Raw genomic sequence first — 20424 nt, forward strand, 5'->3', positions numbered from 1 at the left:
TCAGAAGCTCCCCAGAATGACGTCGATCACCACATTGATGACCAGAATGGACATGATGCCACGCGCAAAGCCCCGTGGCATGAAGGTTGTCAGATTGTCCTCTGCCGTCACATCCATGCCAGACAGACAGCAGCACAGACCGACACAGGCCCCGCTCAGAAGAAATTTCAGAGGAATCCCGATATAATCACCCGGCTGCATGCTGTTGATCACATCGAAAATGAAAGACCAGATGGATGACGTGACGATCCCTTTCATCCAGCAGGCCACATACCCCATGCCCAAAGCGATGACGCTGAAAAAGGTACCCAGCGTGACCCCGCCCACCGTCGTCGCAATGGTTCGTGGCACGACAAGTGCCAGAAACGGATCAATACCCATGCCATTCAGGGTCTTGAGCCGCCCGCTGGTTGTCAGAGTGCCCATTTCCGTCAGCATCAACATGCCAGAACGTCCCAGAAGAATGACGCCGACGAGAATGGGCGCAATTTCCCGTAGCAGGACGCTGGAGAGAAGGCTTCCGGTCATCTGCGACATGCCAGCAAAACCCAGCCAGTAAACAGCCTGCGAAACCAGCCCCAACCCCGTGATGACGGCCACCACCACTACGCTGAAAAAACCGCTACCTACCAGCTGACGCAGATTGCGACGAAACTCGATGATGACCGTCCGACGCCATGAGCTGGGGTGCAGCATCTCATAGACGACCCCCCATGCAGCCCCGATCATGATGAGAAAGAACCGGGGCTGGGACCGGGCAAAACGGCCCAGCATGGCCAGGCCACTATTAATGACGGCAAAGCGCTCGGAGAAATTCATGATCCCCCTGCCGCCGTGTTCTCACTCCTGCCTGCCAGAATGTAGCTGTTGGAGATCCCATTGTTGGGCAGGAAAAACTCTCCCCTCAGACGGAACAGGAAAATGCCCTGCAGGGCCTGATAGGCTCGCTCTGAGACCTGTACCTGCCCCCCATCAGGAGCATTGTGGGCCAAGGCTTCTGCCATGGTGAGCCCCTCTCCCCACAGATTGAAGATGTCCCGTCTCTCCCCAAAATAGGCAACAAGGACAGGCCCGACGTCAATCCCGATACGGAACATGAGCTGCGTGTTCATCTGGGCAATGACCATCAGGCAGGCTTCCCTGATTCCGATGGCTGCCTCTGCAAGATGGACGGCCCCCTCCGCATCAACGTTCTGGGAACAGCTGCCCAGGAAAATGAACCGATTCCCCGCCACCTGGGCCGAAAACAGACCACGCTCCCTGGCAATGCCTTCGATCTTCCCGCCAAGTTCGGCCACCAGTTCCAGCATGGCCTGGGCAGCATCGCGGTTGGAAGAATAAGCCTCGGAAAATTCCAGAACCATGATGGGCACCGTCGGATACAGGCCGGGCATGGGCGGTGTCCTGTCAGTTTCCTCTTCCGGATGAATGAGAAAGCCCTCGACAATACGCATCTGGGGTCTGGGGGACCGGCCAGCAGAATCGGCCATGGTGACAGGCCCGCCCTGAGCCTGCGCCGCCTTTTTCTCTTCCTCCTGAACATGACCGAAACGGACAGCCAGAATCGAAGCGATCAGACCAATAACACGGTCCGCCTCACCCAGCTGGTAGGGGTCCTCCAGCATGATGGCGCCCACCGGCCGGTGCTCTTCCATCACAGGCATGAAGAAGAGATGTCTGGCTCCGATCATCCGCATGACCACACGCTGAAGGCTCTGGAAACGCTGATCCTCCTCCGCATCTGGCAGATCAACGGCATGGCCGCTTTCCAGACATTCAAAGACGCCAGAGTGACCGTTTCTGGTCAGCTCCATGCCCGAACCGTGAGCATCCCTGCCACGGTCGAACATGTCCTCACACAGCAGCCTGTCCCCATCAGCCAGCAGCCGCCAGATGCTGGCCCGGCGTGCTACGGCACGTTCGGCCAGAGCCTCGCAGAAATAAGGCTGTTCCTGCTCTGGATCGAGCAGACCTTCCATGTTGGTGATCTTCAGAAGGACCGCATTGTCTTCCTTCTTTTTTTCATCAAGCACATTCAGGCCGGTCTGCAACCGTTCAACCCGCCGTCCCTGATAGATCAGCCCCATGGCGAGAATCAGCGCCAGCCCGACAATCACAACAGAAAAATAAACCGCCTGTTTCTGCACGGCATGTGTAAAACTGGCAAAGTCACTTTCAGGCGCATTCAGCAGCAGCACCCACGACCTCTTGGCCAGCGGCATGGCAGAGGCAATGGTAACATAGTTCTGTCCCCTGGCATGGACCATGCCCGTACCATCTCCCATGACACGAAACACATTGAGCGCCCGGACGAACACCGGCTGTGTCTTGGGGTCCAGATGGACATTCTCCGCATCGAAACCTGGCTTGCCGACATCCAGCATGTTATGGCCCGCAATCACATGACCACTCAGATCCACGATCACAGCCTGTCCGCTCTTGCCGACCTTGAGGCTGTTCACGAAGCGTGTCAGCTGATTCAATGAAATGCTGATGGCAAAAACGACGTGCCGTCCATCCAGTGTCCTGAAGGCCATGGAGGCCGTGACGATGAACTGATGCGTCGAGAGATAAGGATAAGGGTCGGTCCAGAACAGGCGCCGGTCCGGTGTCCTGTCCTCAAACCGGAGAGCCCCCTTGTACCAGGGACGCAGCCGTGGATCATACCCTTCGGCAGAAAGCCTGTCCGTAGAGATGAAGCGGCCATCCTTGTCGGTGACCCTATGGCGGTAATAGGGGGCCCCGTCTTCTTCCTGAAGAGTCGTTTCCTCGTACTGCCCTTCCCGCCGGGCAGACATCCAGAAATGCCCCTGATCATCAGCCAGATAGAAACTGTCCACATGCGGAATGCCCCGCAGGACAGAGCGCCCCAACGACATGAAGGCACTGGCATTCGCCTTCATGTCATCACTGGCCAGCATTCCACTGGCCATGAAGGAAATACCCGTCGCCGGAGAGAGATAATGGCTGACTTCTTCCGTAATATAACGCTGCTGGCTTTTGAGCAGATTCCGCGAAAGGGTGATCGCCCCCTCCCGCATGGTCCTGTACGTGTAGAGCGTGACAACTCCGATGGTCATGATGACCAGGATCACGCCAAGGATTGGCCCTATGAACTGAAAAAGCTGCCAGCGCCGCCCTGTCGTATCAATGGCGGGATCTATGATCTCATCTGTCGGCAAGGCTCTAGAATCCCCCTCGGTCATCCGGTATCCCGAAATGATACCTTTTATGCCATGCTGGAATAGGGCGAAGGTCCCTTTTCTTTTGCCACCACTATCATGCGGACACTGATGAAGCGCAACCATCTTTCACGCCGTTCTGTCATTTCACTCACAGGAAATGAACGGACCAGCTTTCTGAACGGCCTCATAACCAATGATGTACAGGCCCTTTCACAAAACGGGACCGCATGGGCCGCCATGCTCAATGCCCAGGGACGCATACAGACGCTCTTCTTCCTATGGAAAACTGAAGAGGCTCTCCTTCTCGACCTCCCAGAGACTGAAACGGACTCCCTCCTGAAAACCCTGCGTCGCTTCAGACTGAGAGCAGACGTACACATGGAACGGATGGACGCCACCATCCTGACAGGAGCGCCGGAAACCCCACGGCCGGACGGGGCACTCATCCATGCTGCAGACCCCCGGCATCCAGCACTGGGCTGGCGGGCCATCATTCCAGGCTCTCCCGCCAATGATGAAGCCGTCCAGCAGAGAGAAGCCGACGCCCTGCTTGCCCGGCGCCTTCAAACCGGTATTCCGGGAGATGAGGATATCGTCCCCGGCCAGACACTGGTGCTGGAGGCCAACATGGACCACCTCCATGGCGTATCATGGACCAAAGGCTGCTACCTGGGGCAGGAGGTCACCGCTCGGACCCATTATCGGGGGCTCATCAAGAAACGGCTGCTGCCGGTACGGTCTACCGATGGCCAGCCCCTACCCGATGAGGGCACTGTGACACTGGACGGACAGGAGGTCGGTGAGCTCAGGTCACATGCCGGTCAGCACGGGCTCGCCCTGCTGCACCGTCGGGCCTGGAACACCAGCGGGCTACAGCTGGACGACCACCCCATCACGCTGGACTGGCCTGACTGGCTCCCCAGAGATACGGAACAGACCCAAGAAAAGGACTCCTGACATGCCTTGGCAGCCTATCACCGATCCTACCCTGACAACCCTGCTGGATGAAGTTCATTTCAACAGCCGGGGCCTCATCAGCGCCATCGCACAGGATGAAAACGGCGAAGTTCTCATGCTGGCCTGGATGAACCGGGAGGCCCTGGCCGAAACATTGGCAACAGGGCGGGTCTGCTACTATTCCCGCAGCCGGAACACACTCTGGCGCAAAGGAGAAAGCTCCGGGCAGGAACAGCACCTTCTTGCCGCCGCTCTGGACTGTGATGCGGACTGTCTGCTCCTGACCGTCCAGCAGAAAGGCGTTGCCTGCCATACGGGTCGCCGCAGCTGCTTTTATCAGTCCCTCACCCCTGCCGGCTGTGTAGAGCTGACCAGCCCGGCCATTGCTCCTGAAGAACTTTACAGCACGAAAAAATCATCCTGACACAGAAAAGCCCTTTCCGACCCGAAGGTGGAAAGGGCTTCAGCCACGCCATAATCATGAATGATCAGAGCAGGCCTTCGGCATGATGTTTGAGATGGTCCTGTATGAAACTCTGCACGAACCAGTAAGAATGGTCATACCCCTCATGCCGCCGCAGTGTCAGGGACTGCCCAGCCGCCTTTGCCGCCTGTTCCAGCCGCTCCGGCTGCAAACGGGACAGGAATTCGTCATCCAGTCCCTGATCGACCAGCAGCGTGCCCGGATGGGTCATGCCGGCCTCCAGAAGAAGGCAAGGATCGTACTGCGCCCACTCGGCCTCGTGCCCGCCAAAATAGGCATCCGTCACCTTATGCCCCCAATCCACCTGCGAGGGTGAAGAAATGGGAGCAAAAGCTGACACAGTCTGCCACGCTCCAGCATCACCAAGCGCCACAGCCAGAGCCCCCATGCCTCCCATGGAATGACCCATGATTCCACGGCGTCCGGCCATGATGGGAAAATGCTCTTCCACCAGAGCAGGCAGCTCCCGGCGCACATAGGAGCCCATGCGATAATGGGCCGCCCATGGGTCTGTCGTGGCATCGACATAATAGCCGGCACCCGTGCCCAGATCATAGGCATCATCTTCCCCGGCCACGTCTGCACCCCGTGGGGATGTATCCGGCGCCACCAGGGCAAGGCCATGGTCCGCCGCATGACGGATGGCGTTGCTCTTGATGAGGAACGTCTCCTGCGTGCAGGTCAGGCCCGCCAGAACATGAATGGCAGGCACACGATCACCAGCAAGCGCCTTTGCCGGAAGGAAAATGCTGACACGGGCCGGTAACCCAAGTTCCTGCGACTGGTGGGAGAGGAAGTGTACCTCCCCTCCACAGCAGGGATGACGCTCAATCAGTGTGAATGGATTCCTGCCCATCATAGCCCGTAATTCACAATGTTGCGGATGCCTTCGCCACGCTCCATCATCTCGAAGCCCTGGTTGATGTCATCCAGTTTCATCTCATGGGTGATGAGATCATCAATGTTGATGCGCCCTTCCATGTACCAGTCCACGATCTTCGGAACGTCAGTCCGGCCACGGGCCCCCCCGAAGGCAGAGCCGATCCAGCGGCGACCTGTCACGAGCTGGAAAGGCCGCGTGCTGATTTCCTGCCCTGCACCGGCCACGCCAATCACGCAGGACACACCCCAGCCGCGATGGGCACTTTCCAGCGCCTGACGCATCAGGCTGACATTACCCACACACTCGAACGTATAGTCGGCGCCGCCCCCCGTCAGTTCGATGAGATGACCAACAAGATCACCATTCTCTCCCAGATCCTTGGGATTGACGAAATCCGTCATGCCGAATTTACGGGCAATGGCCTCACGCTCGGGGTTGATATCGATGCCGATGATGCGGTTTGCCCCGACCATTTTGGCTCCCTGAATGACATTCAGGCCGATTCCGCCCAGACCGAACACCGCCACGGTGGAGCCGGCCTCGACCTTGGCCGTGAACAGCACGGCACCAATGCCGGTCGTCACGCCGCAGCCGATGTAGCAGACCTTGTCGAACGGAGCATCAGAACGGATCTTTGCCAGGGCAATTTCCGGCATGACCGTGAAATTGGCGAATGTGGAACAGCCCATATAATGGTGGACCGGCTTTCCCTTGTAAGAGAACCGTGTCGTGCCATCCGGCATCAGGCCTCTGCCCTGCGTACTGCGGATGGACGTGCACAGGTTGGTCTTGCGGGAAAGGCATGACGGACACTCACGACATTCCGGGGTATAAAGGGGAATGACATGATCACCAGGCTTGAGGTGCTTCACCCCGGCACCGACCTCACGGACAATCCCGGCCCCCTCATGCCCCAGAATGGACGGAAACAGACCTTCAGGATCCTTGCCGGAGAGCGTGTATTTATCCGTATGGCACAGCCCCGTGGCCATGATCTCCACCAGCACTTCCCCATCCCGGGGCCCTTCCAGCTGGACGGTATCAACAACCAGCGGTTTGCCTGCTTCAAGAGCGATTGCGGCGCGAACGTCCATTTTCATTACCCCTTATTAATTCTGTCTGTCGCTGTTTCTGCGGCCCGAATTGTGCCACAGAATGAGCGGGCTTCAAGCCCTGACATATTCACCACTCGCCATGTGAGGAATCTGCCACCTTGATCATCAAACGCCGCTACGGACTTTCCATACTCTTCCGGGAGATACTCCCCCCTCTGGTCATCCTCACAGGATGGGACTGCGTGGTGGTCATCCTGTTCCAGATATTCCATCAGGAATGGATGGAACAGCCCGCCCTTCCCTTTTCTCTCATGGGGTCAGCCCTGGCCATTTTTCTGGGAATCCGCAACAACGCCGCCTATGCCCGCTGGTGGGAAGCCCGCACCCTGTGGGGCGCCATCACCAACAACTGCCGCTCTTTCGGGCGAGAACTGGAGTCCCTGCTCGGAGGGCAGCCCAGCCTGGCCCGGGCCATGGCAGCCTATCCCTATATCCTGAAATCCTCACTGAGCGGCAACGAGCCGGACAGCGCCATCCAGGGCCTGCTGGATGCGGACACCTACCGGTTTGTCTTCTCCTGCACAAATCCGGCCAATGCCCTGCTTTACAGAATCGGCCAGAAGGTCCGTACCCTGGTTGAGGAACGGCACATAGACGGAGCCGTACATGGTACGGTGGACCGTATCCTCTCCGACCTCGCCAATGCCCAGGGCGGACTGGAACGCATCCGCAACACGCCCCTGCCCGTGCAGTACTCACTTCTGCCAAAAGTCATCACGCATCTCTTCTGCATCCTGCTGCCCCTGTCCGCCGTGCAGACCCTGGGCTGGATCACCCCGCTGGGCTCCAGCATCATTGGCGTGCTCTTCCAGATGCTGGACCGAAGCGGGCAGAACCTTCAGGAGCCTTTCAAGGTCAGCCCCCATTCCCTGCCCATGCTGACAATGAGCCGCACGATCGAGCGGGACCTGCTCCAGCCACTGGGCATGGAATATCATCCATTGCCACAGCCCCGCTTCGGGCAGATGCCATGACAGACAACCATGGAAGACCAGTTTCAGGTTCTGCAAGACATATTCCCGTTTTTCTGCTATCCTCCCCGCCATGAACAACAGCTTCAGAATGTCCCAGAAGGGTGGTGTTACTGACGAGATGGCCCGCGCCGCCGCCGAGCACACTGCCCGTCAGAAAGACCCAGAGCAGGAAAAGAATCCTTTCCGCGAGGGTGATGCCATCGTTTACGCCGCCCACGGCGTAGGCCGGGTTGACCGTATCGGTGAAGAAGAGATCGCCGACACGAAGATCGAAATGATCCAGATTTCTTTCCCCGGCAACCAGATGACACTGCGTATCCCGCTTGCCAAGGCCCGCAAATCCGGCCTGCGCAAGATCGCCACGCGCGAGATCGTGGACAAGGCCATGTCCGTCATCAAGGGCAAGCCGCATGTCAGCCGTGGCATGTGGGCCCGCCGCGCCGTGGCCTACCAGGAAAAGATCAACTCCGGTGATCTTGTCCAGATTGCGGAGGTTCTGCGTGACCTGCGCCGCAATGTGGACAGCCTTGACGGCAGCTTTTCCGAACGTAAACTTTTCGAAGCCGCTCAGGAACGTTTCGTCGCCGAGCTGGCTGTACTTGAGAACAAGGATCCGGCCAAGGTTCTTGAAGATCTGACCCAGACCATGAAGAACGCCTGATCCCTCATCCCCTCCCTCAGACCTGTCTCTCCGGGAGGGGTGCTTCCTCCAGAACCCTGACGGGAAAGGTTAGAGGTTATGTCCACAACTTCATCAAAGCGTTTTGCAGGGCAGAAGGTCCTGATTACCGGCGCCTCCCAGGGAATCGGTGAGGCTGCCGCGCAGTATTTCGCCAGACACGGGGCACAGGTAGCCATTAACGGACGCAAGGAAGATAAGCTGCGGACCGTTCTGGAAACCCTCCCAAAAGTGGCTGGCGGCGAGCATGTCATCGCTGCCGGTGACATCTCCAGTGAAGAAGCTGTCGAAGGCGTGTTCCAAAAGAGCATTGAAGGCATGGGGGGCCTTGATATCCTCATCTGCAATGCAGGCTATCAGATTCCCTCTCCCTCCGAAGACGTAAAACTGGCCGATTTTGAAGGTGTCATGGCCGTGAACGTGACAGGCGTCATGCTCTGTTGCCGTGCGGCCCTGCGCTATTGGCTGAAAACCGGCGTGAAGGGGCGAACCGTTGTTAACTCCTCCGTTCACCAGCTGATCCCCAAGCCTCATTATCTGGGCTATTCAGCTTCCAAAGGTGCCGTGGGCAACATCGTCCGTACCCTGGCTCTGGAATATGCCTCCCGTGGAATACGGTTCAACATCGTCGCACCCGGCGCCATCGTTACGCCGATCAACGATGCCTGGGTGAACGATCCCAAGCAGTATGAAGCAGTTGCCAGCCACATCCCTATGAAACGTCCCGGCAACAGCGACGAAATCGCTACGGCCATGGGCTTCCTTGCCTCTGAGGAAAGCAGCTACATCACGGGCCAGACACTCTATGTCGATGGTGGCCTGACCCTTTATGGAGATTTTGAACACAACTGGTCATCATAAGACCAGAGACGGCTCCGGCGCAGATGTTCCGCCGGGGCCGTCTGCCTTTCACCTGTCATCCGATCCTGCTGGAACGGCCACGTCCTGCCGTTCAAAAGCGGCAGCGATCCTCAACTCAACTTCATCGCTGACATACGGAATGAACATCCTGACGCCAAAATCGCTGCGTCTGATGGTCGCTGTCGCATCAAAACCGACCGTATATTTCTTGTCGAGCATATTGACGCCCGCCCCAAGGAAATGAACACGCAGCGTCTCAGGATGCGTGATGCCGTGCAGTGTCAGGTTGCCCGATACGAGGGCGTCATTCGGTCCCGTCTGTTTGACACTGACAGAAACAAACTCAGCCTTGGGAAACTGGCCCGCCGCCAGCCATTCGCTCCCTTTCAGCTCCTCCATCAGTTTGCTGTTTGTCGTCAGGACGGAAGACACCGGCACGGAAACGGAAAGGCTGGAGGCTTCCGGCTGGCGGGGATCCAGCCGAAGCACACCAGAAGCCCCGGAGAAAAGCCCTTCAAACACGGAAAAACCGAAATGCAGCACGGTAAAGCTGACCTGCGTATGCTGGGGCTCGACCCTGTAATATCCCGGCTGGATCTGGGATGCATCCGTCACGACCTGTGCAGACGCCACTGCCGGAACCGAGCAGGAAAGAGCAATGGCCGTAAAAACAGACCGTAATGAGAAACGCATGGCAGGTCCTTCCCCTGTAAAAACGTGTGGCAGACTGAAGCCTCTGCCTCTTTTCTCTACAGGAGCAGGCTCTAATAATCTATCCCATAGGAGAGCCCGACGCTGGAGCCCGGATCATTCTCCGGAGTTGTAAAGCCTGTCACCTGTCCACCAGTGCCGACTGTCGTGTTCAGCTGCAACCGTTTTGTCAGATCAACCTTGACCTGCGCCTGCGCCCCCTTGCCGGACAGACCTTCCTTGGCACCGACATAGACACCCTTCATCACATATTTGCCTGCCTCCACACTGGCAGCCCCCTTGCCCACGCTGTTGCCCCCACCAATGGCCAGATGGTCCAGCCCCAGCGTGCTGCGGACCTTGCCCATCGGGTCAAAAGCAGAGCCACCACCAATCTGCACGATCGCCAACCCCAGAGATGCCAGCTGAGTTGAAGAAAGAGAGTTTCTGTCCGTCCCGAAAAGCAGGATGGAGAGGACCTCATCACGCGGACGGCTCGGATTGGAGACAAAATCAATCTTCGGATCACTCGCATAACCACGCACGAGCAGGCTTGCCAGAGTCCCATTGGCGTTGCGGTCCGCTCTGAAATCGATTGTCGGATCAAGCCGGTGGGCCGCACCACCGCCAGTAAAGCCAACCTGCCCATGTGTGAAATTGAGATTGATCCCCGCCAGGTTGAAATTGCCCCTCTTCAGATTGATCCCGCCTGTCAGCAGGGGTGCCGTACTCACACCACCTATGTGCAGCTTGCCCTGCATCTCGGCAAACAGGCCATGCCCCCTGACGAACAGTCTGCCAGGAGAGATGAAATCAATATTCAGCCCCACGACCAGTTTCGGCTCCGGTCGGGGAGCCTCCCTGGCCTCTTCCGGCGTGATGATCTCCAGTTGCGGCACCGAAGCCGGCATGGAATCAGGCAGGGTGATCGAAGCCTCCGGCACCGTGATGTCACCCTCGACATCAAGCCTGGTCGTAGCCTGACCATGAATATGCAGATGACTGTTGATAAGCTCCGTCAACATGTCACTCTGTATCGGCTGGGCCTTCTCCATGAGGAACTCTAGGTCAACCGGCAGACCAGGCCGCAGGACACCCACCTGCCCCTTCATCCCCAATGTTCCCCGCCCCGCCCGGGCCGTGACATGATCCAGAACCAGCGTATCCCCATGAGCCATGAGCACGGCATCAATGGCCTGAAGATGCACCCCCTGAGCATAATGGTCGAACGAACCACCATGCAGCTGCACACTCCCATCGATGCTGGGCTGCTTCATGGGACCTCTGATGCCAAGGTCGAGGCTCATCTGCCCACCGGCCGCCATGCCATCCGTCCCCAGAAACGCATTGGCAACCGACAGGACCAGCCGCCCTTTTGCAGCAAGGTCCATATCCCCTGCTGGCGACAGCGGCACACGGCCTGTCACCAGCAGGGCCATCGGCTCACCGGCACGCAGCTCCGTCCGCAGCTGGGCCTGTTTCCCATTCAGATCAGCCTGAACATGCAGTCGTCCCGCCGGGAAGGACGCCGTCGGCTCACTCATCAGGCGCAGGTCTGTCCCATCCAGCGTAATCCGGCCCGCTGGAGCTGCCAGACTGCCCTTCAATCTCGCTGAAGCAGCGAATTCACCTGCGGCATGAAGAGACGGAACAAATGGCTCTGCTAGGGCAGGTGTGACATGCTCCAGGCTGGCTTCAAGAGCCATCTCTGGCTTGAGACTACCATTCAGCATTACCCGTGCGGCAACACCATGAGGAGGCTGGACTTCAAGAGTCAGGTGGTCAACTGCCATGGTTGGCCCGTAATGCACAGTCACCGGCCGCAGGAGACGAAGGGTTTCACCTTTCAGAACAGCAGACAGTCTGCCCAGCTTCACGGCCTGCCCCGGAATGTCAGCCTGCGCCAGAAGCCCAAAACGGGCCGGAGCTTGCATGACATGCTCAAAAAGACCATCAGCCTGAATCCCCAAGGCTGTCTGTGGTCCTTTCACCCGCATCTTCAGGCTACCCGTCATGTCATTGACCTGCAGACCAGAAAGCTGGAAAGACATGTCCGCCACCGGGTCTTCCTGAAGATGCTGAAGCTCACCCTTCAGGCTCGCCATTTTCACGGCATAGCCATTCGTATGAAACTGGCCATCCAGCGCCAGAGTCAGGCGGTCAGGCGCTGGAGCTCCCGCAAGCCCTTTCTCCACCCCCGGTACCGTATGCAGACCCAGCTGGAGATGCCCGGCCATTGGCCGCCCCAGAAGACGGCTGAAACCATCCAGCCGGGCGATCCTCAACTCCACATCACCCCACGGGATGCGCTGCCCGGTCGGCAGAGCCAGGGCGGCCCGCCCCTGAAGATCCTTCCACGCCAGAGTATCAAGGTCGGCCACGACCTCGCCATCGTCCTTGCGGGCAAACGTCATGTGCAGCTTCAGGGGCGCACGGTCCAGCGTGCCCTGCATCTGCACTGTCCCCTGCGGCCGGGAGGGAAGATGGGCCAGGTCCAGATGGAGATCCACCGGCGCCATGGGCAGGGAAACACCAGGATGCACAACCCCCAGCATTCCTGCCAGATGGGCCTGTGTGGCAAGGTCCGTCACCGATCCTTCCACTCTGGTCTCCAGCGTGGCCTGCCCCCGCAGGGCCTCATGCAATGCGGACAGATCAGACAGGGCCAACCTGAGCGAGGCAGACACTACCTGCTGTGGGTCCAGCTGGCCTTTCCCTTCCAGCCGGAACGCTTTCCCTCCCAGAAAGAGCTGGTCCAGCTGGAGCAGACCCGCCCTGTCCCGCTTCGCCTGAAGACGCAAGGCTCCCTGATCTCCGATCAGGGCCACTGCCTGTGCCGGGCCTTCCTTCAGGCCAAAATGCCCCTCCAGACGGGCCGTCATGTTGCCCGGTGCCCCCAGAGGAACGCTGAAGGCCCCACCAGCATGGAACGATCCGGCCAGCTTCTGGCCGAGCAGAGCAGCAAGTTCCGGCAACCGACCCACATCCAGCTGCATGTGTCCGTCCAGAACCGAAGTCATCGTTCCCGTAACATTCAGCCGTACCGCATCATGTTCCAGATGCACCTCATAGGGCCTGTCCACCCGATAGGGCTGCACTGTTGCTGCAAGAACCAGCGGAGCCTCCGCCAGCATGGCTGGGGCTTTTCCAGGTACCCGGACACCATCAAAACGTGCGGACAGGGAAAGCCTGCTTTCCCTGTTCTGCCCTCTGATGACCTTCCTGAACGTCATGGCATCCCGTGCCAGAAGGGCCTGCAGGCCACCTCCCTGCCCATCAAGCTGGAGATGCAGATGCCCTGCCCCGGCTCCTGCTGCCATCAGATTCACGCCATCAAGCCGGATAGTGCCATGAGGGTCCAGCATGGCGCCATCCAGAGCGGCAGCCAGATCAAGTTTCTCCCACCCCATACCGGGCAGAACCGTCATGGGCGGCGCATGGACATCCAGTGTCAGGTCATTCTTCAGATGGACAAGGTCGAGACGACCTTTCAGCAGGGCCGTCAGGGGGCTGTCCTGCTGGGTAGCAGCCCGGACATCCAGCTTTACGGCCAGTGCCCTGTAAGGCCCATGCAGGGAGAGATCAACCGAAAGAGGATCAAACACGGCCAGCCCGCCCGGCGAGGCTGCAAATCCCTGAGCATCTTCATCATAATGCAGCTGGCCATGTGTCCTGTGCCGCCAGGTTTGCAGATCAACCAGAAGATGGGCCGGCCTGTCGAGACGCTCTGCCTTCACCCAGAGCCGTAGGGCCGGCATTTTCTTGAATGAAGGCATACGGGTCAGCGCACTGAGGCTTTCCAGCCGGACCTTGCCTTCAATCTTCAGACTGGCCGCCTGCCCGAACACAGTCGGCCCGACTGTCAGCAGGGAAAGGCCCAGATGATCGACCCGCACCCCCCAGTCTGGCAGACCAGTTGAAGGTTTTTCCTGCGCCTTCGGGTCCGGTGGGAAAGCAGGATTGCGGACATAGGCCAGCTGCTCCGCAGAGAGGTGCCGCACATGGACCTGTTTGTGCAGCAGGGACAACAGGCCGAGCCGGAGGTCCGCATTCCGCCCTTCCAGCCATATGCCCTGCGGGTCCCGCAGAACCACATGAGACAGCGCCAGATGCCAGGGCAGAATCCCTTCCATCCCCTCGACCTGAACCATGCCGCCTGACCACTCTGGCAATTTCTGCTCCACGAACCGTTTTGCCGGTGGCAGATTGATACCCACAAGCAGCACGGCCACCAGCAGGCACACACATCCCAGAAAGACGACGGCGTAACGGAGAATCCTGCGTCCCAGCGCCAGCATCAGAAAGTCTCCCCAAGGCCCAGATAGAGTTCCCACTTGTCACCACGGTTCGGCCGGTTGATCGGCATGGCCACATCCACACGAACAGGGCCGATCGGCGTGAAGTACCGGACACCCCCGCCACAACCGACACGCAGTCTCCCATGACCAGGCATGGAATTGCCACTGACCTGGCCTGCATCCACAAAGGCCGCCAGACCGAAATTCTTTGGCAGACGCTGCCGGAACTCCACTGTCCCGGCATCCATGCTCGTCCCGCCTATGGCATATTTGGTCGTTCCATACTGAGGCCCGACCCCCTGATAGCGGAAACCACGGATGGACCCCGGCCCTCCCGCATACAGACGCTGATCCGGCGGAAGATTCCAGGTGGAAGCCCCCTGGATCGACCCTATCATGACACGCATGGCAATGACGCTGGAGCCGGGCCTGGTCAGCCCCAGACGCGCCAGATCGAAATAGGTGGAAGCCTGCATGTTCATGGGAATGAAGAACGAGGTCTTGTGCTCCAGGGAAACAGATGGCGTCACACCCAGCGAAACACGGAAACCATGCGTCGCCGGTTCAATGGGGCTTGAGCGATGCGTCCCGTCATAATCCAGCTTGATGGGAACAGAAGCAATGAAATACTCCGCTTTCCTGCCAAACTGGCGGATATGTTCCTGCTCCAGCGTCATGCCTACACTGCCAGAAAAATCCTTCCACAAGGGGCGTTCCACACGCCCCTGAACCAGAAAAGCCGTCTGCCGGTAGGAATAAAGAAGCTGACGTATGGCTTCGATCCGGAGGTCAAGCGACTGGCTGCGCTGAAGGAAATCCGGCTTCATGAAATCCACATACCCGTCATAGCCAAGGCCCTGCTGGGCTGTTCCACCCAGCCCCGTGGCCATGGCAGCAACACGCAGCTGCTCACCACGGCCCAGCAGGTTCCTGTGCAGCCATGAAACGCCGGCACGCCCGCCAAGATCGGTCGAATAACCGACATCACCTGTCAGACGGTGTCGTTTGCCTTCGCTGAAATCAAAATCGATTGGCAGCGCCCCCTCCACTCCAGGAGGCAGAGGCTGTTCCGCCATTTTCTTCCCAGCCGACTTTTTCCCACCGGGGGCAGGTTTCTGACTGGGTAGGGGCAATACCTTGTCCCCATTCTTCTGTATGACCGAAGCAAACAGCCCCGTACTCCCCAGATCGAGACGTGCCTGCTCCAGCACGGACGGTTGATACAGCTGCCCCTCCCTGAGCAACATGCGGCGTCGGACATAATCCGGCTTCACACGCTCCAGCCCCTTCAGCGTCATGGGGCCAATGACCAGTTTGGGGCCCCGCTTCATCCTGATCTGCACATCGATCTGCTTCCGCTCCGGATGCAGGATGGCCTGAGGCGCCTGCACGTCGGAAAGCCCGTAGCCTTCTTCCTGAAGATATGTCAGCAGGCGGCCCTGTACGGCCAGCACATCCTCTGCAACAGCAGGGGCTCCCTCCTTCAGCCCTAGGCTGCTGCGCTCCCCCTCCGAGAGAGAAAGAACCTGCCGTACGGAAGGCTGGTCCGCCTTTCCCTGTTTCCCATCCGCAGCCTTGCCAGCCGTCCCCTGGCCATCACCATCTTCCCCGACAATGATGATCCGCCCAACCGTGAACTGCTCCCCCAATACAGCTCCCAGATGGATCGTGACCGCCTCTCCCGGCTGCACGGACGCCAGAAAACCAGCCAGATCCGGCGCACGGCCATCCACGGTCCTGCCTCCGGCCTCCACACTGATCCTCACATGCCCGCCATAATAACCACGCGACTGCAACGCCCCCTGCACCCGCTCATAATCAGCCCTTATCCGGCCAGCGAGAGCATATGGACCAACACTGCGTGTAGCCTGAAGACTGACCAGCTGGGACGCTGCCGCCATGCCATCCGTGACGGCCTTGTCATCAACCGGTTCAATCTTTGTCGTGTAAGGCAGGGCGTGCCGCACCAGTTCGTGCACGACAGGCATGCTGTCCTCCCCCCATACCGGCATGGTCTCCCACCCCAGCACCACCACACACAACAGTAGCGTTGCAATACGCTCCGACCGTTTCCCCATCCTGCCTGCCAAATGATGACTCGTCATTTTTCCCGCTGATTCAACCAGTTCCGGCATATATTCCAGAACACTGGCTGTTCCGGCCCCTTATGACAGACAGTTCTGTTCTAAAAAAGTTTCTGTTCTGTCATATGAAGCATTCTTCACTGTCACGACAGGAAGATCGCCCTATCCTGCTGATAAAGATTGTCTCTCTTCCATAAAATGCCTATCTAGACGACTATGTCTGTTGCAGAGCCTCACCCAACAAAAAAACGAAAGAGCCATCGGCCGGTTTTCGACCCGGACCGTCTTTTTGCCGAGCAGAACCGTGCCTTGCAGGATACATTCACGGACCGTCTGCGGGCCCGCCTGCGGGCTGGTGCCCTGCTGGCCTGGGCTGCTGCCGGGTGCGTCGGGCAGGGGTCGTGCCTGCTCATGCCCGGCAAAATGTTCCGCCGCTTCCCTCTCTTTTTCTGGAGCGTGGCCTGCCGCATCCTCAACCTGAAAGTCCGCACGATCGGAGAGCGGGCGGGGTCCCTCACGCCACGGGCTGATGGACGACGGGTCATCTACGTGGCCAACCACTGCTCATGGCTGGACGTGCTGGTGTTGGGGAAAGTTCTTCCGGCCTTCTTCATCGCCAAACAGGAAGTCCGCCACTGGCCTGTCATCGGCTATCTGACCTTCCTTGGCCGGACAATTTACATCAACCGCAACCGGCAGGAAGCCGGACAGGATGTCGAAAACGTCATCAACCAGCTGCGCAAAGGGTATGACATCGCCTTTTTCCCGGAGGGTACGACCTCCAAAGGCAATGGTCTGCTGCCTTTCATGTCGTCACTCTTTGCCATTGCGAAACCAGTCCGCCGCCCCAGTGACCCGGCCACTGACGATCACCCCTCCTGCATCATCCAGCCCGTCACGGTGGCTTATGACCAGCTGGAGGGCCTGCCCGTAGGGCGGCACAGACGGTCTTTCGTCTTTTCGTGGTTCGGAGACATGGATTTTGGCCCCCATCTGATGGGCCTTGGCAAGTGGCGCTCCATGCGGGCCACTATCGTATTCCATCCTCCCATCAAGCCGGAGGATTACCCGTCCCGCAAGGCCCTCTCCAATGCTGCACGGGCCGCCATCGAACAGGGCAGCGAAGACCTGCGGCAGAACCGTCTGCAGGATATCACCCCTTCCACCCGCTCATGACCTGCTTCTTTCTTTCATAGCCCGCTGATTCACGGACAGACTGCGATCATCATGCAAGAACAGATTTCCACCTCCCCATCACGGGGCCTGCACATCATCACATGGGGCTGTCAGATGAATGTCTATGACAGTGCCCGTATGGCGGATGTTCTGCGTCCGTTGGGTTACAGCCCGGTGGACCTGCCCGACAATGCGGACATGATCATCCTCAATACCTGCCATATCCGTGAGCGGGCGGCCGAGAAGGTCTTCTCGGAACTGGGGCGGCTGCGCCAGATCCGTGAGGCCCGCAAGCTGGAAGGGAAAGAGACCCTCATCGCTGTCGCAGGATGCGTGGCACAGGCAGAAGGCAAGGAGCTTCTGGCCCGGGCCCCCTATGTGGACCTCGTGCTTGGCCCGCAGACATACCATCGCCTCCCGGAGATGGTCGCCCGCATCGCCCGTGCCGGTGGCAGCGTGATTGATACGGATTTCCCCGTTGAATCCAAATTCGACCTCCTTCCGGAGGAAGCCGCCCCGCAGAATGAAGGCAACCTGACCGCTTTTCTCACAATCCAGGAAGGCTGTGACAAATTCTGCTCCTTCTGCGTGGTCCCCTACACCCGCGGGGCCGAGACAAGCCGCCCTGTCGCCTCCATCCTGGCCGAAGCCGAACGGCTCGTCGCCAGTGGTGTCAAGGAAATCACCCTGCTGGGACAGAACGTGAATGCCTTCCATGGCGACTGGAACGGCGGCACGGCCTCCCTGCCGGAACTGGCCGCCCTCCTGCATGAAAAGATTCCAGCGCTCAAACGTCTGCGTTACATAACGTCCCATCCCAGGGATATGGAGCAGGCACTGATAGATGCCCACCGGAGCAATCCCATTTTCATGCCGTACCTCCACCTGCCAGTCCAGAGCGGGTCCGACAAGGTGCTGAAAGCCATGAACCGTGGCCATACGGCTGATGAATACCGGGAGATCATCAGACGTCTGAGAGAGGCCCGTCCTGACATAGCCCTGACATCCGACTTCATCGTCGGTCACCCCGGCGAAACAGATGAGGATTTTGAAGCCACCATGCAGCTGGTGCGAGATGTACGATTCGCCAGTGCCTACAGCTTCAAATACTCCCAGCGCCCCGGCACGCCTGCTGCTGGACAGCCTTTCCAGGTAGCTGAAAATGTGAAGGAAAAACGGCTTGCAGCCCTTCAGGCTCTTCTGCGAGAACAGCAGGATGCATTCAATGCTTCCCTTGTCGGTACGGTTCAGGATGTTCTCGTCACAGGCCACGGTCGCAAGCCGGGGCAACTCAACGGACGATCACCCTATCTTCAGCCTGTCCATTTTGAGGGCTCCCCCTCCCTGATCGGCGAGATCGTCAAGGTTCGCATTACAGCGCCCTTCACCAATTCCCTTGGTGGCCACCTTCATGAACAGGAAAGCACAGCCATTTGAGCCGCTCCGCCCCAGCGTCCTTTTCTTCCGGTCAGGAAGGACACCGCACGACGACACTCCGCTTCGAGGACAATCATCGCCTGCAGAAAGTCCTCGGGGACCATGACCGTCACCTCATCCGGCTGGAACAGGGAACCGGCACGAGACTGGTCTGCCGCGGCAACCGTGTGGCCATTTCCGGAGAGACGGATGCCGTCAATCGGGCGCAGGCCGTCCTCCAGGCGCTCTACCAGCAGGCTGGCAAAGGCGTGACACTGGATGGAGACCAGGTTGATGGCGTCATCAGGCTGACAGCCCTGCCATCCCATCGCCGCAGCCCACGCCGCCCCACAGCTGAAGAAACTGCTCCACCCATGGATGCTTCCTCACTGGACAATCTCCCGCATATCCAGACAAAACGTGGAGCCATTGCTCCCCGCTCCCCCGGACAGAGCGCCTACATGAAGGCTCTGGCCAGCAAAGAGCTTGTCTTCGGCCTTGGGCCTGCGGGTACAGGCAAGACCTATCTGGCCGTGGCACAGGCCGTTGCCATGTTCCAGGCAGGACAGGTGGATCGCATCATCCTCTCCCGCCCTGCCGTTGAAGCCGGAGAAAGACTTGGGTTCCTGCCCGGCGACATGCGGGAAAAGATCGACCCCTATCTGCGCCCCCTTTACGATGCCCTCCACGACATGATGCCCGGTGACCAGGTCTCACGCCGCATGGCCAGTGGAGAAATCGAAGTGGCGCCACTGGCCTTCATGCGGGGACGGACACTGGCCCATGCCTTTGTCATTCTTGACGAGGCCCAGAACACCACCCCTGCCCAGATGAAAATGTTCCTGACCCGCATGGGGGCTGGTACCCGCATGGCCATTACGGGCGACCTGAGCCAGATAGACCTGCCGCGTGGTGTGACATCCGGCCTGCGGGACGCCGTGGCCACGCTGGAAGGGGTCAAAGGCATTGCTGTCTGCCCGCTCACGGCAGCCGATGTTGTCCGCCACCCCCTTGTCGCCCGCATCGTCGAAGCCTACGATCAGAAGGGTGCCGATGCAGCGGCCAACCCCTACCACTCTTACCGGACAGATGATGAAACGCCCCGTTACTCCCCACGCTGAGGTTCTGGTTTCTGATCCACGCTGGCGGGCTGCATTGGGAGATGTGGAGCGGCTTGTCCGACAATCCTGCCAGATGGCCCAGCGCTATGGGAATGTCTTCCCTCAAGGCAGGCCGGGCCCTTCATTCGTCTTTACGGACGACCGCCACATCCAGCGGCTCAATGCGCAGTTCCGCAGCAAGAACAAGCCAACGAATGTCCTGACATTCGAGCCCCCTGCTCCCATGCTGGGTGGAGACATCATCCTTGCTTACCAGACCATGCACCGGGAGGCGTTACAGGCCCGCAAGAGCCTCCGGGCCCATACGGCACATCTGATCGTTCATGGCCTGCTCCATCTGGCCGGACATGACCATCATCATCCCGGTGAAGCCCGGCAGATGGAAGGACTGGAAACTTTCATTCTCTGCCGGATGGGGTTCGGCGACCCATGGAGGCCACGCCCTCACTCCCGCCGCTGATCCCTGAAAAACCGTCACATTTTTCTTCCGCCCGCAAACAG

16 protein-coding genes are annotated in these 20424 nt (G+C 59.0%); 9 read left to right on the top strand and 7 right to left on the bottom strand.

Annotated features, from left to right (window positions below; all coding sequences use genetic code 11):
- Nucleotides 1-819, bottom strand: a complete 819-nt coding sequence (locus GM608_RS04490; RefSeq protein ID WP_154981426.1) for an ABC transporter permease — start codon at nucleotides 817-819, stop codon at nucleotides 1-3.
- Nucleotides 816-3206, bottom strand: coding sequence for a cache domain-containing protein (locus GM608_RS04495; protein ID WP_243831574.1), 2391 nt, complete (start codon nucleotides 3204-3206; stop codon nucleotides 816-818). The genes GM608_RS04490 and GM608_RS04495 overlap by 4 nt, the downstream gene beginning before the upstream one ends.
- Before the next feature lie 87 nt (nucleotides 3207-3293).
- On the opposite strand from GM608_RS04495, the gene GM608_RS04500 reads away from it, so the two are divergent.
- Both GM608_RS04500 and hisI read left to right on the top strand, forming a co-directional pair.
- The gene (locus GM608_RS04500; protein ID WP_166651606.1) at nucleotides 3294-4142 is read left to right on the top strand and encodes a folate-binding protein YgfZ; all 849 of its coding nucleotides are present in this window, start codon (nucleotides 3294-3296) and stop codon (nucleotides 4140-4142) included.
- A gap of 1 nt (nucleotide 4143) precedes the next feature.
- The gene (gene hisI / locus GM608_RS04505; RefSeq protein ID WP_081563179.1) at nucleotides 4144-4566 is read left to right on the top strand and encodes a phosphoribosyl-AMP cyclohydrolase; all 423 of its coding nucleotides are present in this window, start codon (nucleotides 4144-4146) and stop codon (nucleotides 4564-4566) included.
- Nucleotides 4567-4630: 64 nt separating this feature from the next.
- On the opposite strand, the gene fghA is transcribed toward hisI, so the two are convergent.
- Together fghA and GM608_RS04515 are read right to left on the bottom strand one after the other, a co-directional pair.
- Nucleotides 4631-5482 (bottom strand): S-formylglutathione hydrolase, encoded by an 852-nt coding sequence (fghA, locus tag GM608_RS04510; RefSeq protein ID WP_373364567.1) that lies wholly within the window; start codon nucleotides 5480-5482, stop codon nucleotides 4631-4633.
- Nucleotides 5482-6603: an S-(hydroxymethyl)glutathione dehydrogenase/class III alcohol dehydrogenase gene (locus tag GM608_RS04515; protein ID WP_043561195.1), complete on the bottom strand. Its 1122-nt coding sequence runs from the start codon at nucleotides 6601-6603 to the stop codon at nucleotides 5482-5484. Before GM608_RS04515 ends, fghA begins: the two co-directional genes overlap by 1 nt.
- 119 nt (nucleotides 6604-6722) lie before the next feature.
- Between GM608_RS04515 and GM608_RS04520 the strand changes: the two genes are divergently transcribed.
- The 3 genes from GM608_RS04520 (at nucleotide 6723) to GM608_RS04530 (ending at nucleotide 9138) form a co-directional block, all read left to right on the top strand.
- Nucleotides 6723-7598 (top strand): bestrophin family protein, encoded by an 876-nt coding sequence (locus GM608_RS04520; RefSeq protein WP_086431419.1) that lies wholly within the window; start codon nucleotides 6723-6725, stop codon nucleotides 7596-7598.
- 88 nt (nucleotides 7599-7686) lie between these two features.
- Complete coding sequence (locus tag GM608_RS04525; RefSeq protein WP_227431438.1) at nucleotides 7687-8259, top strand: CarD family transcriptional regulator; 573 nt, start codon at nucleotides 7687-7689, stop codon at nucleotides 8257-8259.
- A 78-nt stretch (nucleotides 8260-8337) separates the two neighbouring features.
- Nucleotides 8338-9138 carry an SDR family NAD(P)-dependent oxidoreductase gene (locus GM608_RS04530; RefSeq protein WP_154981424.1) on the top strand — a complete coding sequence of 267 codons (801 nt, stop codon included), beginning with the start codon at nucleotides 8338-8340 and terminating at the stop codon, nucleotides 9136-9138.
- Between the two features lie 48 nt (nucleotides 9139-9186).
- Here GM608_RS04530 and GM608_RS04535 read toward each other — a convergent pair whose 3' ends face one another.
- The 3 genes from GM608_RS04535 to GM608_RS04545 form a co-directional block, all read right to left on the bottom strand.
- Nucleotides 9187-9831 (bottom strand): YceI family protein, encoded by a 645-nt coding sequence (locus GM608_RS04535; RefSeq protein ID WP_043560048.1) that lies wholly within the window; start codon nucleotides 9829-9831, stop codon nucleotides 9187-9189.
- A gap of 71 nt (nucleotides 9832-9902) precedes the next feature.
- Nucleotides 9903-14126, bottom strand: coding sequence for a translocation/assembly module TamB domain-containing protein (locus GM608_RS04540; protein ID WP_333645097.1), 4224 nt, complete (start codon nucleotides 14124-14126; stop codon nucleotides 9903-9905).
- A complete protein-coding gene (locus GM608_RS04545; RefSeq protein ID WP_333645098.1) occupies nucleotides 14126-16231 on the bottom strand; it encodes a BamA/TamA family outer membrane protein in 2106 nt (701 codons plus the stop codon). The genes GM608_RS04540 and GM608_RS04545 overlap by 1 nt, the downstream gene beginning before the upstream one ends.
- Nucleotides 16232-16426: 195 nt before the next feature.
- Here GM608_RS04545 and GM608_RS04550 point away from each other — a divergent pair, with 195 nt between their 5' ends.
- From GM608_RS04550 to ybeY, 4 genes are read left to right on the top strand one after another with little or no spacing between them, the layout of a single operon-like run.
- Entirely contained in the window at nucleotides 16427-17386 is a 960-nt protein-coding gene (locus GM608_RS04550) for a lysophospholipid acyltransferase family protein (RefSeq protein WP_333645099.1), read from the top strand.
- 51 nt (nucleotides 17387-17437) lie between these two features.
- Nucleotides 17438-18823, top strand: coding sequence for a tRNA (N6-isopentenyl adenosine(37)-C2)-methylthiotransferase MiaB (gene miaB, locus GM608_RS04555; RefSeq protein WP_081563185.1), 1386 nt, complete (start codon nucleotides 17438-17440; stop codon nucleotides 18821-18823).
- Complete coding sequence (locus GM608_RS04560) at nucleotides 18820-19923, top strand: PhoH family protein (RefSeq protein ID WP_333645100.1); 1104 nt, start codon at nucleotides 18820-18822, stop codon at nucleotides 19921-19923. The genes miaB and GM608_RS04560 overlap by 4 nt, the downstream gene beginning before the upstream one ends.
- A complete protein-coding gene (ybeY, locus tag GM608_RS04565) occupies nucleotides 19892-20383 on the top strand; it encodes an rRNA maturation RNase YbeY (RefSeq protein ID WP_081563186.1) in 492 nt (163 codons plus the stop codon). The genes GM608_RS04560 and ybeY overlap by 32 nt, the downstream gene beginning before the upstream one ends.
- The last annotated feature ends 41 nt before the right edge of the window (nucleotides 20384-20424 follow it).

The sequence above is a fragment of the Bombella sp. ESL0380 genome, from assembly GCF_009725805.1.
GTDB classification, from domain to species: domain Bacteria; phylum Pseudomonadota; class Alphaproteobacteria; order Acetobacterales; family Acetobacteraceae; genus Bombella; species Bombella apis.

What these genes read in the sequence shown, in the direction of transcription:
- GM608_RS04490 (WP_154981426.1), bottom strand. Translation starts at nt 819, where the DNA reads ATGAATTTCTCCGAGCGCTTTGCCGTCATTAATAGTGGCCTGGCCATG.
- GM608_RS04495 (WP_243831574.1), bottom strand. Translation starts at nt 3,206, where the DNA reads ATGACCGAGGGGGATTCTAGAGCCTTGCCGACAGATGAGATCATAGAT.
- GM608_RS04500 (WP_166651606.1), top strand. Translation starts at nt 3,294, where the DNA reads ATGAAGCGCAACCATCTTTCACGCCGTTCTGTCATTTCACTCACAGGA.
- hisI (WP_081563179.1), top strand. Translation starts at nt 4,144, where the DNA reads ATGCCTTGGCAGCCTATCACCGATCCTACCCTGACAACCCTGCTGGAT.
- fghA (WP_373364567.1), bottom strand. Translation starts at nt 5,482, where the DNA reads ATGGGCAGGAATCCATTCACACTGATTGAGCGTCATCCCTGCTGTGGA.
- GM608_RS04515 (WP_043561195.1), bottom strand. Translation starts at nt 6,603, where the DNA reads ATGGACGTTCGCGCCGCAATCGCTCTTGAAGCAGGCAAACCGCTGGTT.
- GM608_RS04525 (WP_227431438.1), top strand. Translation starts at nt 7,687, where the DNA reads ATGTCCCAGAAGGGTGGTGTTACTGACGAGATGGCCCGCGCCGCCGCC.
- GM608_RS04530 (WP_154981424.1), top strand. Translation starts at nt 8,338, where the DNA reads ATGTCCACAACTTCATCAAAGCGTTTTGCAGGGCAGAAGGTCCTGATT.
- GM608_RS04535 (WP_043560048.1), bottom strand. Translation starts at nt 9,831, where the DNA reads ATGCGTTTCTCATTACGGTCTGTTTTTACGGCCATTGCTCTTTCCTGC.
- GM608_RS04540 (WP_333645097.1), bottom strand. Translation starts at nt 14,126, where the DNA reads ATGCTGGCGCTGGGACGCAGGATTCTCCGTTACGCCGTCGTCTTTCTG.
- GM608_RS04545 (WP_333645098.1), bottom strand. Translation starts at nt 16,231, where the DNA reads ATGACGAGTCATCATTTGGCAGGCAGGATGGGGAAACGGTCGGAGCGT.
- GM608_RS04550 (WP_333645099.1), top strand. Translation starts at nt 16,427, where the DNA reads ATGTCTGTTGCAGAGCCTCACCCAACAAAAAAACGAAAGAGCCATCGG.
- miaB (WP_081563185.1), top strand. Translation starts at nt 17,438, where the DNA reads ATGCAAGAACAGATTTCCACCTCCCCATCACGGGGCCTGCACATCATC.
- ybeY (WP_081563186.1), top strand. Translation starts at nt 19,892, where the DNA reads ATGATGAAACGCCCCGTTACTCCCCACGCTGAGGTTCTGGTTTCTGAT.